Source organism: Delftia sp., from assembly GCF_059499305.1.
In genome coordinates, this window is the sequence record NZ_JCABYI010000031.1 from 49848 (window position 1) to 61911 (window position 12064).

10 protein-coding genes are annotated in these 12064 nt (G+C 67.5%); 1 reads left to right on the forward strand and 9 read right to left on the reverse strand.

The window, feature by feature from the left end; translation table 11 throughout:
* Positions 1–86: 86 nt before the first annotated feature.
* From AC5I49_RS21345 to AC5I49_RS21355, 3 genes are all read right to left on the reverse strand, one after another.
* Positions 87–1103 (reverse strand): hypothetical protein, encoded by a 1017-nt coding sequence (locus AC5I49_RS21345; RefSeq protein ID WP_126310807.1) that lies wholly within the window; start codon positions 1101–1103, stop codon positions 87–89.
* Between the two features lie 91 nt (positions 1104–1194).
* Entirely contained in the window at positions 1195–2754 is a 1560-nt protein-coding gene (lysS, locus tag AC5I49_RS21350; protein WP_016447774.1) for a lysine--tRNA ligase, read from the reverse strand.
* 245 nt (positions 2755–2999) lie between these two features.
* Positions 3000–3674, reverse strand: coding sequence for an LON peptidase substrate-binding domain-containing protein (locus tag AC5I49_RS21355; protein ID WP_495789862.1), 675 nt, complete (start codon positions 3672–3674; stop codon positions 3000–3002).
* Positions 3675–3764: 90 nt separating this feature from the next.
* On the opposite strand from AC5I49_RS21355, the gene AC5I49_RS21360 reads away from it, so the two are divergent.
* On the forward strand, positions 3765–4322 hold the full coding sequence (locus AC5I49_RS21360) for a YggT family protein (protein WP_016451188.1): 558 nt from the start codon (positions 3765–3767) through the stop codon (positions 4320–4322).
* Positions 4323–4399: 77 nt separating this feature from the next.
* Here the strand turns inward: AC5I49_RS21360 and accD are convergent, their stop codons facing one another.
* The 6 genes from accD to AC5I49_RS21390 form a co-directional block, all read right to left on the reverse strand.
* Positions 4400–5275, reverse strand: coding sequence for an acetyl-CoA carboxylase, carboxyltransferase subunit beta (accD, locus tag AC5I49_RS21365; protein WP_016447771.1), 876 nt, complete (start codon positions 5273–5275; stop codon positions 4400–4402).
* Positions 5276–5340: 65 nt separating this feature from the next.
* Positions 5341–6150 carry a tryptophan synthase subunit alpha gene (gene trpA / locus AC5I49_RS21370; RefSeq protein WP_016447770.1) on the reverse strand — a complete coding sequence of 270 codons (810 nt, stop codon included), beginning with the start codon at positions 6148–6150 and terminating at the stop codon, positions 5341–5343.
* Positions 6147–7403, reverse strand: a complete 1257-nt coding sequence (trpB, locus tag AC5I49_RS21375) for a tryptophan synthase subunit beta (RefSeq protein ID WP_016447769.1) — start codon at positions 7401–7403, stop codon at positions 6147–6149. The genes trpA and trpB overlap by 4 nt, the downstream gene beginning before the upstream one ends.
* On the reverse strand, positions 7381–8103 hold the full coding sequence (locus tag AC5I49_RS21380) for a phosphoribosylanthranilate isomerase (RefSeq protein ID WP_016447768.1): 723 nt from the start codon (positions 8101–8103) through the stop codon (positions 7381–7383). Before AC5I49_RS21380 ends, trpB begins: the two co-directional genes overlap by 23 nt.
* Before the next feature lie 32 nt (positions 8104–8135).
* A complete protein-coding gene (truA, locus tag AC5I49_RS21385) occupies positions 8136–8984 on the reverse strand; it encodes a tRNA pseudouridine(38-40) synthase TruA (RefSeq protein ID WP_016447767.1) in 849 nt (282 codons plus the stop codon).
* 115 nt (positions 8985–9099) lie between these two features.
* A complete protein-coding gene (locus AC5I49_RS21390) occupies positions 9100–12006 on the reverse strand; it encodes a motility hub landmark protein FimV (protein WP_495789863.1) in 2907 nt (968 codons plus the stop codon).
* Positions 12007–12064 lie beyond the last annotated feature (58 nt).

The following is a 12064-nucleotide window of genomic DNA, read 5'->3' on the forward strand; positions in this document are numbered from 1 at the left end:
GGGGGCTGCGCAGTACGCGGCATGGGGGTGGCGCCAGTGTAAGTCGGTCGTTGTATTCGTGTGCGATTGTGGATGCCCGGCTTTCTTCAGGCCAGGGGCAGGTCCGTGCGGGCCCGGCTGGCTTCGTCGTGCCATTGCACGAAGGCGTCGGCGGCCGCACACAGGCGTGGGTTGCCCAGTTGCTGCAGCAGCCTGCAAGCTGCAAAGCCCTGGGCTTTTTCGTCATAGGCAAGCGCCCACTGGCGGCGCTCTTGCCGCGTCTGCTCGGGCTGGGGCCAGCGGCGCAGCGAGGTGGACAGTCCGGTCAGGCCCATGCGCCAGGGCTTGCCCGATACGCGGGCGCGAAAGCACTGCTGGCGCTCGCACAGCAGGGCATAGAGCGGGTCCACCTGCAAGGCGTCGAACAACTGCGCGACGGCAGGGTCGTCGGGTGCGAAATCGGTATGCGTGACGATGACACGCAGGCCCTTGGGCGTTTCATAGACGCGCAGCCCCCAGTCGGCATGGCTTTGGTGGAAGGCCTGTACGCGCTCCATGGCGCGTGCGGACGGCGAGTCCGTGGCCGCGCGCCGGCGCGCCTGCCGCGCCTCCCACCAGCGCTGCACGCGCCGCATGGCCAGGAACAGCAGCAGCACGACCAGCGCCGTGGCCACCATCCTCGAATTGTTCTTGTGCGGTGCCAGCCGGGCCAGCCAGGTGGCGGCCGAAGCCAGCAAAAGCAGGGTCACGACGGGAAAGCGCACAGCGCTGGGCGGCTCGGGCAGGTCGATATCGGCGATGGCCACGCGCTCGGTGTTCAGGCAGTGGGCGCCGTAGCTGTTGCGCGTCATCACCGTGCCGTCGCGGCGCTGCAGGACTTCTTCGCGTATGGGGGTGGTGACGCCGTCGAGCGCGTACTCGTTCTTCCATTCCATGCGCGGCTCGCCTGGGGGTAGCGCCGCATTGCGGGCGTCTTGCAGGGCCTTGGCGGCACGCTCCTGGGCGTGGGCCTGGGCAGCCTCCTGGCTGGTGTCGGACCATCCCCAGCGCTGGACGGTGATGCCGTGGGTGGGGCGGCTTTCATGCCGCAGGCGCGCCTGCGCCCAGTAGGTGGGGATGTGCATGGCGAGCCAGTATAGGGAAAAGCCGCCTGGCTCCCAAGGGAACGCAGGCGGCTTCAGTTGGCCATGCGCGCAGGCGCTGGATGCCGGGGGTTTATTGTTCGCGGCGCAGGGCGGGGAACAGGATCACGTCGCGGATGCTGGCGCTGTCGGTCAGCAGCATCATCAGGCGGTCGATGCCGATGCCGCAGCCGCCCGTGGGGGGCATGCCGTACTCGAGGGCACGCACGAAGTCGTGGTCGAAGTACATGGCTTCGTCGTCGCCGCCGTCCTTGGCCTGGACCTGGGCGTTGAAGCGCGCGGCCTGGTCCTCGGCGTCGTTGAGTTCGGAGAAGCCGTTGCCGAATTCACGGCCCGTGATGTACAGCTCGAAGCGCTCGGTGACTTCGGGGCGCTCGTCATTGGCGCGTGCCAGCGGCGAGATCTCGGTGGGGTGCTCCATGATGAAGGTGGGCTGCCAGAGCTTTTCCTCGACCACTTCCTCGAAGTACAGCACCTGCAGGCTGGCCAGGGTACGGGTGGACAGGCGGTCCTTTTCTTCCGTCATGCCCAGCTTGCGCAGGGCATTGGTCAGCCATTCGCGGTCGGCCACCTTGTCACCGGCTTCGGTGAACTTGACGATGGCCTCGGGAATGGTCAGGCGCTGGAAGGGCTGGGACAGGTCCACGGGCTTGCCGCCGTAGGTCAGCTGCAGCGTGCCCACGGCCTTTTGCGCGGCGTCGCGCACCAGTGCCTCGGTGTAGTCCATCAGGTCGCGGTAGTTCCAGTAGGCCGCGTAGAACTCCATCATGGTGAACTCGGGGTTGTGGCGCACCGAGATGCCTTCGTTGCGGAAGTTGCGATTGATCTCGAACACGCGCTCGAAGCCGCCGACCACCAGGCGCTTGAGGTACAGCTCGGGCGCGATGCGCAGGTACATCTCCTGGTCCAGCGCGTTGTGGTGGGTGACGAAGGGCTTGGCGTTGGCGCCGCCGGGAATGGGATGCAGCATGGGCGTCTCCACTTCCAGGAAGCCATGCTCCACCATGAATTCGCGGATGCCCGAGACGGCCTTGCTGCGCGCGATGAAGCGGCGGCGGGCCTGCTCGTCCATCATCAGGTCCACGTAGCGCTGGCGCACCTTCTGCTCCAGATCGGCCATGCCGTGGAACTTGTCGGGCATGGGGCGCAGGCTCTTGGTGAGCAGGCGCAGCGTCTGCACCTTGACCGACAGCTCGCCGGTCTTGGTCTTCATCAGCGTGCCTTCGGCGCCCAGGATGTCGCCCAGGTCCCAGCGCTTGAAGGCCGCATAGACCTCCTCGCCCACGGTGTCGCGCGTGATGTACAGCTGGATGCGGCCGTGCGTGGGGCCCAGCGATCCGTCCTGGATGGTGGCGAAGCTGGCCTTGCCCATGACGCGCTTGAGCATCATGCGGCCGCCCAGGCTGACCTGCACGGATTCGGCGTCGAGCTGCTCGGCGCTCTTGTCGGCATGGGCCTGCTGCAGGGCCTCGGCGCGGTCGGCCGGCTTGAAGTCGTTGGGGAAGGCCACGCCGCCCTGTTCACGCACCTGTTCGCGCAGGGCCTTGAGTTTTTCGCGGCGCTCGGCGATGAGTTGGTTTTCGTCCTGGGGAGCGGTCTGGTCCGCTGCAGATGGTGTGTTGTGTTCGGTCATGACAATGAGCGCCAGCGCAAAACGCCGAGGGGCCGGAAAAAAGCCGGAGGGGGAAATCGGGGAAAGCCGAAAAAAAGCCAGGCGGGAAGGGCTGGAAAATGCAGCGGCAGCAGCAAATGCCACCGGCAGGCCCCGCAGCTGGCGGGCTGAATCCGCGATTTTAAGTTTTTTGCCGCGCTTCGGTGCGTGGTGCCGTCAATGTGCCGGACCTTGCTGCGGTATGACGCCGCAGGACCGCCAATTCGTCAGTGCGCAGCGGGCGGGGGGCCGGGCGCCGTCCCCTGTGAATTGCCTATGCCGCTGCGTTCCAGCACATCCGCCACCAGCTCCAGCCGCACCAGCGGGCTGTCCAAGGCCATCAGTTGCTGCTTGATGGACACGGGCAGGGGCAGCAGCTCGGTCCAGCGGTTGGCCACCCAGCCGCAGTCGCCCATCTGTTCGGCGCTGGGCAGCCGGGCATGGTCGGCGTCGGTGGATCGTGCGTGCAGCTGCATCAGCACCTGGGACAGGGCCTGGGCCGTGGCGAGCAGGTGATCGGGGACGGGGACGGCGGTGTCGGCAGGCAGCAACTGCACATCGGCCACCCACAGGCCGTGGGGCAGCTGCCGGTGATCCTGCATGCGAAAGCGCTGCGTGCCCTCGCACTGCAGGTGCAGCAGGCCGGGCTGGGGCTGCTGCAGCTGGACGATGCGTGCCAGCGTGCCCACGGCATGCAGCTGCTCGGCGGCCGCACCGGCCTTGCGCACTTCGCTGCCGGCCTGCAATGCCACCACGCCGAAGGGGGCTCCCGTGCGCTCGCACTTGCGGATCATGTCGAGGTAGCGGACCTCGAAGACGCGAAGGCTCAGCAGGCCTTGGGGAAAAAGGACGCTGCCCAGGGGGAAAAGCGGCAGGGAGTGCAGTGCGGTATGGGCGGTCATGTGATGGGCGGGATGCGGCAGCTATCATCCCATGCTGTGCCAAGGCCGGCTGGCCGTGGTCCGATCTTCCTCTCGCAGTCCTACAACGCCATGCTTTTTCAGATCGTTTCCTTTTTGCTCGATGTGGTCGTTGGCCTGCTGACCGGCGTCTGCCTGTTGCGCATGTACATGCAGGCCCAGCGCATTCCCTTCGGCAACCCGGTCGGCCAACTGGTGTTTGCGCTGTCCGACTGGATCGTGATGCCGCTGCGCCGCGTCATCAAGCCGGCCGGGCGCTGGGACATGTCCAGCCTGATCGCGGCCTTCCTGCTGCAGATGCTGCAGTTCGTGCTGCTGTGGCTGCTGATGGGCGGGCAGTCCAATGTGGTCGCCTTGCCGTGGCTGGCCCTGTGCGGCCTGGCGCGCGTGGCGCTGTCGGGCATGGTGGGCGTGCTGCTGATCTATGTCATCTTGTCGTGGGTGCAGCCGCAGTCGCCGATGTACGGCGTGCTGCAGCGCCTGTCCGAGCCCATGCTGCGGCCCATTCGCCGCATCGTGCCCCTGATCGGCGGTATCGATCTGTCGGCACTGGTGGCCCTGGTGCTGCTGCAGATTGCGCTGATGGTGCTGGGCTATATCCAGGGCTCTGGCCTGATGCTGCTGGCCTGATTTCCCCAGTTTCCCGGACGTGAAAAAGCCGCCGCAGGCACCCACCTGCGGCGGCTTTTCTGTGTCTGCGCGAGGCTTTACTGAACAGCGTCGGCCGGCAGGCGCTGCAGCATGGCAAGCGATGCGGCGATGCGGTCGCGCAGTTCGCGGCGGTCCACGATCATGTCCACGGCGCCCTTGTCCTGCAGGAACTCGGCGCGCTGGAAGCCTTCGGGCAGCTTCACGCGCACCGTGGTTTCGATCACGCGCGGGCCGGCGAAGCCGACCAGGGTCTTGGGCTCGGCAATGACGATGTCTCCCACGAAGGCGAAGCTGGCGGAGACGCCGCCGAAGGTGGGGTCGGTCAGCACCGAGACGTAGGGCAGGCCCTTCTTGGCCAGGCGTGTGAGCGCGGCGTTGGCCTTGGCCATCTGCATCAGGCTCAGCAGGCCTTCCTGCATGCGCGCGCCGCCGGTGGCGGTGAAGCAGATGAAGGGGACCTTCTGCTCGATGGCGGTCTCGACGCCACGCACGAAGCGCTCGCCGACCACGGAGCCCATGGAGCCGCCCATGAATTCGAACTCGAAGCAGGCTGCGACCACGTTGACGCTCTTGATGGCGCCGCCCATGACGACCAGGGCATCGGTCTCGCCGGTGTTCTCCAGCGCTTCCTTGAGGCGCTCGGGGTACTTGCGGCTGTCCTTGAACTTCAGGGCGTCGACAGGAATGACTTCCTGGCCGATCTCATAGCGGCCTTCGGCATCCAGGAAATGGTTCAGGCGGGCGCGCGCGCCGATGCGGTGATGGTGGCTGCAGCTGGGGCAGACGTTCTGGTTTTTCTCCAGATCGGCCTTGTAGAGCACGGTCTCGCAGCTCGGGCACTTGATCCACAGACCTTCGGGGATCTGCTGGAGGCGATCCGTAGGGTTGGTTTGCTGGATTTTGGCAGGCAGGAGTTTTTCAAGCCAGGACATGGTGTTTCCTTTTCAGGCGCAGGGCATGCGGCACCGGGCCGCATGCAAGGGCTGCATTATGCGACCTACGCGTCGAGTGCCTTGCGCACGCCGCGCAGGAAGTCGATGGTCAGGGGGACGATCTTTTCGTGGGGCTGGCCGTCCAGCATCTCGATGATGCGGCTGCCGATCACCACCGCATCGGCCACGCGGCCGATGGCCTGTGCCGTGGCCGCGTCGCGGATGCCGAAGCCCACGCCCACGGGAATGCTCACATGCTCGCGGATGCGCGGCAGCATGGCTTCCACGGCTGCCGTGTCGAGCGCGCCCGAGCCGGTCACGCCCTTGAGCGAGACGTAGTAGACATAGCCGCTGGCCACGCGCGCCACCTGCTGCATGCGCTCGGTGGTGGACGTGGGTGCCAGCAGGAAGATGAGGTCCATGTCGCGCGCACGCAGTTGCGCGGCGAATGCCTCGCACTCCTCGGGCGGGTAGTCCACGATGAGCAGGCCGTCGACGCCGGCTTCGGCCGCATCGTCCACGAAGCGGTCCTTGCCGTGGATCTGGTCGTAGCGCTCCACCGGGTTGGCATAGCCCATCAGCACCACGGGCGTGGTCTGGTTCTTCTGGCGGAACTCGCGCACATAGGCCAGCACCTGCACCAGGCCCACGCCGTTGGCGATGGCACGGTCGCCAGCCTTCTGGATGGTGGGGCCGTCGGCCATGGGGTCCGAGAAGGGCACGCCCAGCTCGATCACATCGGCGCCAGCCTCCACCATGCCGTGCATCAGCGACGGCGTTATGGCCGCGAACGGGAAGCCCGCGGTGATGTAGGGGATCAGGGCCTTGCGGCCATCTTCCTGAAGTTTGGTGAAAGTCGTGGTGATGCGGCTCATTGAGCTGCTCCTCCCTTGACCGTGAGCCCGCGCATGGAGGGACGGTCGTAATAGTCGGCGCCCGAGAGATCGGCCACGGTGCCGATGTCCTTGTCGCCGCGACCGGACAGGTTCACGAGGATGGACTGGTCGGCGCGCATGGTCTTGGCCAGTTGCATGGCATAGGCCACGGCATGGCTGGACTCCAGGGCGGGAATGATGCCTTCGGTGCGGCACAGGTAGTGGAAGGCGTCCAAGGCCTCCTGGTCCGTGATGCCCACGTATTGGGCGCGGCCCAGTTCCTGCAGCCAGGCGTGCTCGGGGCCGACGCCGGGATAGTCAAGGCCGGCGCTGATGCTGTGCGTCTCGGTGATCTGGCCGTTCTCGTCCTGCAGGATGAAGGTGCGGTTGCCGTGCAGCACGCCGCTGCTGCCGCGCTGCAGCGAGGCCGAGTGCTTGCCGCTGTCCAGGCCCTCGCCCGCAGCCTCCACGCCGATCAGGCGCGTGTTCTCGAACGGGATGTAGGGGTGGAAGATGCCCATGGCATTGCTGCCGCCGCCCACGCAGGCGACCACGGCGTCGGGCTGGCGGTCGGCGCCCAGGAACTCGGGCATCTGCGTGAGGCATTCCTCGCCGATGACCTTCTGGAAGTCGCGCACCATAGCGGGATAGGGGTGGGGGCCGGCCACGGTGCCGATGATGTAGAAGGTGTTGTCCACGTTGGCCACCCAGTCGCGCATGGCCTCGTTGAGCGCATCCTTGAGCGTGCGGCTGCCCGATTCCACTGGCACCACGGTGGCGCCCAGCAGGCGCATGCGGTAGACGTTGGGGCTTTGGCGCTTCACGTCCTCGGAGCCCATGTAGACGATGCACTCGAGGCCGTAGCGCGCGCAGATGGTGGCCGTGGCCACGCCGTGCTGGCCGGCGCCCGTCTCGGCAATGATGCGGGGCTTGCCCATGCGCCGGGCGAGCATGGCCTGGCCGATCACGTTGTTGATCTTGTGCGCGCCCGTGTGGTTGAGGTCTTCGCGCTTGAGGTAGATCTGCGCGCCGCCCATCTCGCGCGACATGCGCGCCGCGTGGTAGACGGGCGAGGGGCGGCCGACGAAATGGGCCAGCTCGGACTGGAATTCGGCAACGAATTCCGGGTCGTTCTGGTACTTGGCGTAGGCGTCGCGCAGCTCGGTCAGAGCGTGTGTCAGGGTTTCGCTGGCAAAGCTGCCGCCGAAGCGGCCAAAGTGGCCAGATGCGTCAGGGTACTGGTATTCGAACATGGCTTGTCTGCAAAAGTTGGTCATCGGCCGCGCGCACGGCGGCGATGAATCGGTGTATCTTGCCGGCGTCCTTGATGCCCCTGAGGGGCTTGCCGTCGGGACCATCGGCCTCGACGCCGGAACTGACATCAACGGCCAGCGAGAGTCCTCGCGGGCGCACTTGCAAGATGCCATCGGTCACGTTTGCAGGCGTGAGTCCACCAGACAAAACGAGGTGAGAGGCGACGTTTGGTGGAAGGAGTGACCAATTGAATGCTTTTCCGCCACCACCATAGCCGTCGACATGGGCGTCGAGCAGTATGGCCTGGGCTTTCGAGTAACGCTGGGCATATTCTACGAGGTCGAAGCGCGCGGCATCGGGACCAAGGGGAATGCGCGCGGCGCGCAGGAAGGCGCGGGTGCCGCCCGATGTGGCGGCAAGGCAGTCCTCGGGCGACTCGTCGCCGTGGAACTGCACGCAGGCGCCCGGGATGGCGGCGCAGGCGGCCATCACGTTGGCGGCGCTTTCATTGACGAACAGCAGCACCGGTGTCACGAAGGGCGGCAGGCGCCGCGCCAGCTCGGCGGCACGCTGCACCGTCACGGCGCGCGGGCTGGGGGCGTAGAGGACAAAGCCCACGGCGTCGGCGCCGGCGGCCACGGCTGCGTCCACATCCTGTTCGCGGGTGAGTCCGCAGATCTTGATTCGGGTGCGCTGCATGGGGGCTGAAGAATGGGGGAAGGCCTGCTCGTTCACGGGAGCCAATCATAGGCCGGGCTGCGCGAAGGAAGGCCCCATGAAGGATCGTATACGGGACCCAGAAAGTACAGGCCGTCCGGCGAGAAGGTGGGCGCGGCGGCATCGCGGGAGCGCGCCTCCAGCACCTGTTGCATCCACTGCGGCGCGTGTGTGCCCTGGCCTACGGCGAGCAGGCAGCCCATGATGTTGCGCACCATGTGGTGAAGGAAGGCGCTGCCCTCGAACTCGAATCGCCAGTAGCAGCATTCCATGGCTGCATCCCCGGGACGCATGGAGCTGGCCGCGGCCATCTGGGCGCCGTCGCCTGCCATGCGGCGGGTGATGGACAGGCGGTGCAGTGTCTTGACGGGGGATTTGGCCTGGCAACCCGATGCGCGGAAAGAGCTGAAATCGTGCTCTCCCAGCAGGTGCTGGGCGGCGGCCTGCATGGCGTCACCATTGAGTGCATGGAACACCCAGCCCACACGCCCGGCCTCCACGCTGGGCCGCACGGGCGACTGCAGCAGCACATAGGCATAGCGCCTGGCTGTGGCGCAGGCCCGTGAATGGAAGGAGTCGGGCACGGGCTGGGCCCATTGCACGGCGATGTCCGGCGGCAGGAAGGTGTTGGTGCCACGGACCCAGGAGAACGGGGCCCTGTCCAGCGGCGTGTCGAAGTGGACGACCTGCATGAGGCCGTGCACTCCGGCATCGGTGCGGCCCGCACAGAGGGTGTGGACCTCCTGAGCGGCAAAGCGGCCCAGGGCCGCTTCGAGATGGTCTTGAATGGTGTTGCCAGACAGCTGGCTTTGCCAGCCGCTGTAGCGCTGGCCGTTGTAGGCGACGCCGAGGGCTACGCGCATGGCGAGGCCTCCGGCATGGGTTGGGTGTGCATCAAGTTGTCAGTTTTCCATGGTGGCATGTACCACCCTGTCACGCGAAACCGGCACGCGGCGCCTGGGCAGGCGCCGTCGGGCTTCAGTCTATCTCGGCAAGGAGGCGCTGGGCTTTGGCCTTGAGATCGCCGTGGGCCTCGGAGATCACTTCCTCGATGAGTGTACGGGCTCCGTCGCTGTCGCCGATGGCATTGAATTCCTGGGCCAGGGCGAGCTTGGTGGCCAGCGGGTCCTCGGGCGCCGAAGGCGGCGTTGCGGCCGTGGGGGCGTCATTGCCCAGGTCCAGGGACAGGCTGCCCAGGTCGAATTCCAGCGATTCGGCCGGTTCCGGCTTGGCCTTGGCCGCCGTTTCCAGCACGCCGCCCGAATGCGCTGCTGCCGGCGCTTGGGCTGGCGCCTCGGTGCCCAGGTCTTCCAGGTTGAACTCCATGGCGTCCAGCGACAGCAGATCGGTACTGGCGTGGCTGTCGTCCGTGGTGGAGCCGGTCAGGGGCGAAGGTTCCGTGGCCGGGAAGCTGTCCGTGACCTGCCGTGTGACGGGCATGTCCAGCGGCAGCATCTCGGTCGGCTGCATGTCGCTCATGGCGCTGCTGTGGTTCAGGGCATCCGTCAGCGAGGCATGGGCCGTGGGCTGGAAGCCGGGCATGTCCAGCGATGCAGCAGGCGGCTCCACGCGGGGATCCATGCGAGGCGCCTCGCTTGCTGCGGGCTGCATGGGCTCCAGTGGTGCGCGCAGCGTGGGCTCCAGCGCAGCGAAGTCCTGTTCGCTGGGCATGGGGGCCGGTGCGGGCAGCGGGCTGGCGTGCTGCGCGGGCAGGCTGGCGTCGGCCAGGCCGCCGGGCAGGTCCATGTTGAGGTCCATGTCCAGGTCCATGGGCAGGGTGGCAGGGCCTTCGCGGTGCGCCTCCATGTCCAGGGGGCGGCTGGCCAGCGAGGCGGCCGCCAGTCCGGCAGCTGCCGCTGCGGCGCCGCCGGCAACGGCGGCAGCAGACAGGGGCGCGGCGCCGGCAGGCTGGTAGAGGGCGTTTTCCGGGTCCAGGATGCGGCCCTGGTCGGCCAGGCGCTGCCAGTCCACGCCCTTGCCCTGGGTCAGGCCGTGCAGGGTCTGCGCGACGGCCTCGAAGGCCTTGCGGTCATGGCGCTTGGCGTAGATGTCGGCCAGCTTCTGGTGCAGTGCGGTGCGGCTGGGATCGGTGCGCAGGGCTTCCTTGAGGATTTCCTCTGCCTGCAGGTCGCGGCCATAGGCCAGGTAGACATCGGCCTCGGCCACGGGGTCCACATCGCCGGCATCGAGCTGACTGGGCGAGTAGTGCATGGAGGTGCCCGACAGCTGGCTCGATGTGCCGGTATCCACGCGTTGGCCGCCACTGGCTCCAAAGAAGGAATCGGCCGCGAGCTGGCTGTCGCCAAAGGCGCTTTCGCTGGAGGCTGCGGCAGCGCGGCGGCGCTGCATGACGCGGTAGCCACCATAGCCCAGCAGCAGGGCCAGCAAGGCGGCGCCGGCCAGCGGGATGGTGGGATCTTCCATCAGCGTATCGATGAAGCTGGGCTCGGCGATCGGTGCGACGGGGGCGGGTGCCGGCTTGGGCTTCGGCGGCTCGGCAGGAGCGGGCGTGGCGGGCACGGCTTCTGCCGCGGGCGCTGCCGGGCCGGCAGCATTGGCTGCGGCGTCTGGAGCAGCAGCGGTGGCGGCAGCGGCCGCAGCGGCTGCATCGGCAGGCGCCGCCGGGGCCGGGGGCGTTGTCTGGGGCGCTGCAGCTTCAGGCGCTGCAGGCACGGTCGGCGCGCCCGGCACAGCCACGCCGTTTGCCGTGCCGCCGGCTGCCGAGGCAGGTGCTGCAGCAGCACCTTCGGCGGGCTTGGTGGCGGCGGCGATCTGGCTCAGCTCGGACATGTTGCGCTGCAGTTCGGCCGTGCGCGATGCCTGGTCGTCGGACTGCTTTTGCTTGGCCAGGCGCTCGTCTGCCTCCACGCCCTTGACAGCACCTTTGGACAGGGTGAGCTTGTCGGGTGCGGCGGTGGAGGGCTTGCGGTCTTCGACCTGGGCCTGGACGCTGCCCGATGCTTCACGATTGGCCGATGCCACGGGCGCGGCCGGTGCGGCGCTGGCCAGCTGGCGGCGGAACTGGTTGAAATCCCGGGACTGGGCTGCAACGATCTGGCGCGCCTCGCGCGGCGAGGTGGCCTGTGCCGTGGCCTCGTCAGGCACGGTGAGCACGGCGCCGGAGCGCATGCGGTTCACATTGCCGTTGATGAAGGCCTTGGGATTGGAGCGCAGCATGGCCACCAGCATCTGGTCCAGCGAAACGCCTGCGGGCAGGTGGGCGGCGGCAATGCGGCCGGCCGTGTCTCCGGTCTTGATGCGGACCTCGGATGCTTCGGACGGTGCCGGCGCTGCAGCAGCGCGCTCGCGGGCTGATGCGGTGCTCCGGCGCGGGGCTGCCGGAGCAGGGGCTGGACGGCTTTCCTCGGTGTTGCCTGCGGCAGCTGGCGAGGGGGCCGGCGCGGCGCGGCGCGGTGCGGCGCCCGGTTCGGGGGCGGAGGCCTGGGCTGCAGCCGTCACGGCAGGCGGCAGCTTTTGCAGGGTGGGCGGATCCAGCAGCAGGGTGTAGTTGCGCTGCAGGTTGCCCGAGGCCCAGCTGGCGTCGATCACCAGATCGACAAAGGGCTCGTTGACGGGCTGGGTGCTTGTGAGTCGCAGCACGGCCGATCCGTCCGCGCGACGCTGCACGCTGACGCGCACCTGGCTGGCCGTGGCGTTGTACTCCATGCCCTGGGTGCGGAAGACGCCGGGAGAGGCCACGCCCACGCGCAGGCCTTCGGCTTCAGCCGCCGTGATCTGGGGGATTTCGACTTCGGCACGCAAGGGCTCGCCCAGGGCCGATTGCACGTTCACCCGGCCCAGAGCCAGTGCCCAGGCCTCGGAGGCGGGCAGTGCGACCGAGACGACGGCCGCAGCGGCCAGCACAGAGAGTTTCCAACGATGCATAAAGCGTCAAACCTGTGTGGATGCAATTGGGCGGGCACTATTGTTATTGTGAGGATGC

Bases quoted from the DNA above. Each gene is read 5' to 3' on its own strand.
- AC5I49_RS21345 (WP_126310807.1), bottom strand. From the start codon at position 1,103: ATGCACATCCCCACCTACTGGGCGCAGGCGCGCCTGCGGCATGAAAGC.
- lysS (WP_016447774.1), bottom strand. From the start codon at position 2,754: ATGACCGAACACAACACACCATCTGCAGCGGACCAGACCGCTCCCCAG.
- AC5I49_RS21355 (WP_495789862.1), bottom strand. From the start codon at position 3,674: ATGACCGCCCATACCGCACTGCACTCCCTGCCGCTTTTCCCCCTGGGC.
- AC5I49_RS21360 (WP_016451188.1), top strand. From the start codon at position 3,765: ATGCTTTTTCAGATCGTTTCCTTTTTGCTCGATGTGGTCGTTGGCCTG.
- accD (WP_016447771.1), bottom strand. From the start codon at position 5,275: ATGTCCTGGCTTGAAAAACTCCTGCCTGCCAAAATCCAGCAAACCAAC.
- trpA (WP_016447770.1), bottom strand. From the start codon at position 6,150: ATGAGCCGCATCACCACGACTTTCACCAAACTTCAGGAAGATGGCCGC.
- trpB (WP_016447769.1), bottom strand. From the start codon at position 7,403: ATGTTCGAATACCAGTACCCTGACGCATCTGGCCACTTTGGCCGCTTC.
- AC5I49_RS21380 (WP_016447768.1), bottom strand. From the start codon at position 8,103: ATGCAGCGCACCCGAATCAAGATCTGCGGACTCACCCGCGAACAGGAT.
- truA (WP_016447767.1), bottom strand. From the start codon at position 8,984: ATGCGCGTAGCCCTCGGCGTCGCCTACAACGGCCAGCGCTACAGCGGC.
- AC5I49_RS21390 (WP_495789863.1), bottom strand. From the start codon at position 12,006: ATGCATCGTTGGAAACTCTCTGTGCTGGCCGCTGCGGCCGTCGTCTCG.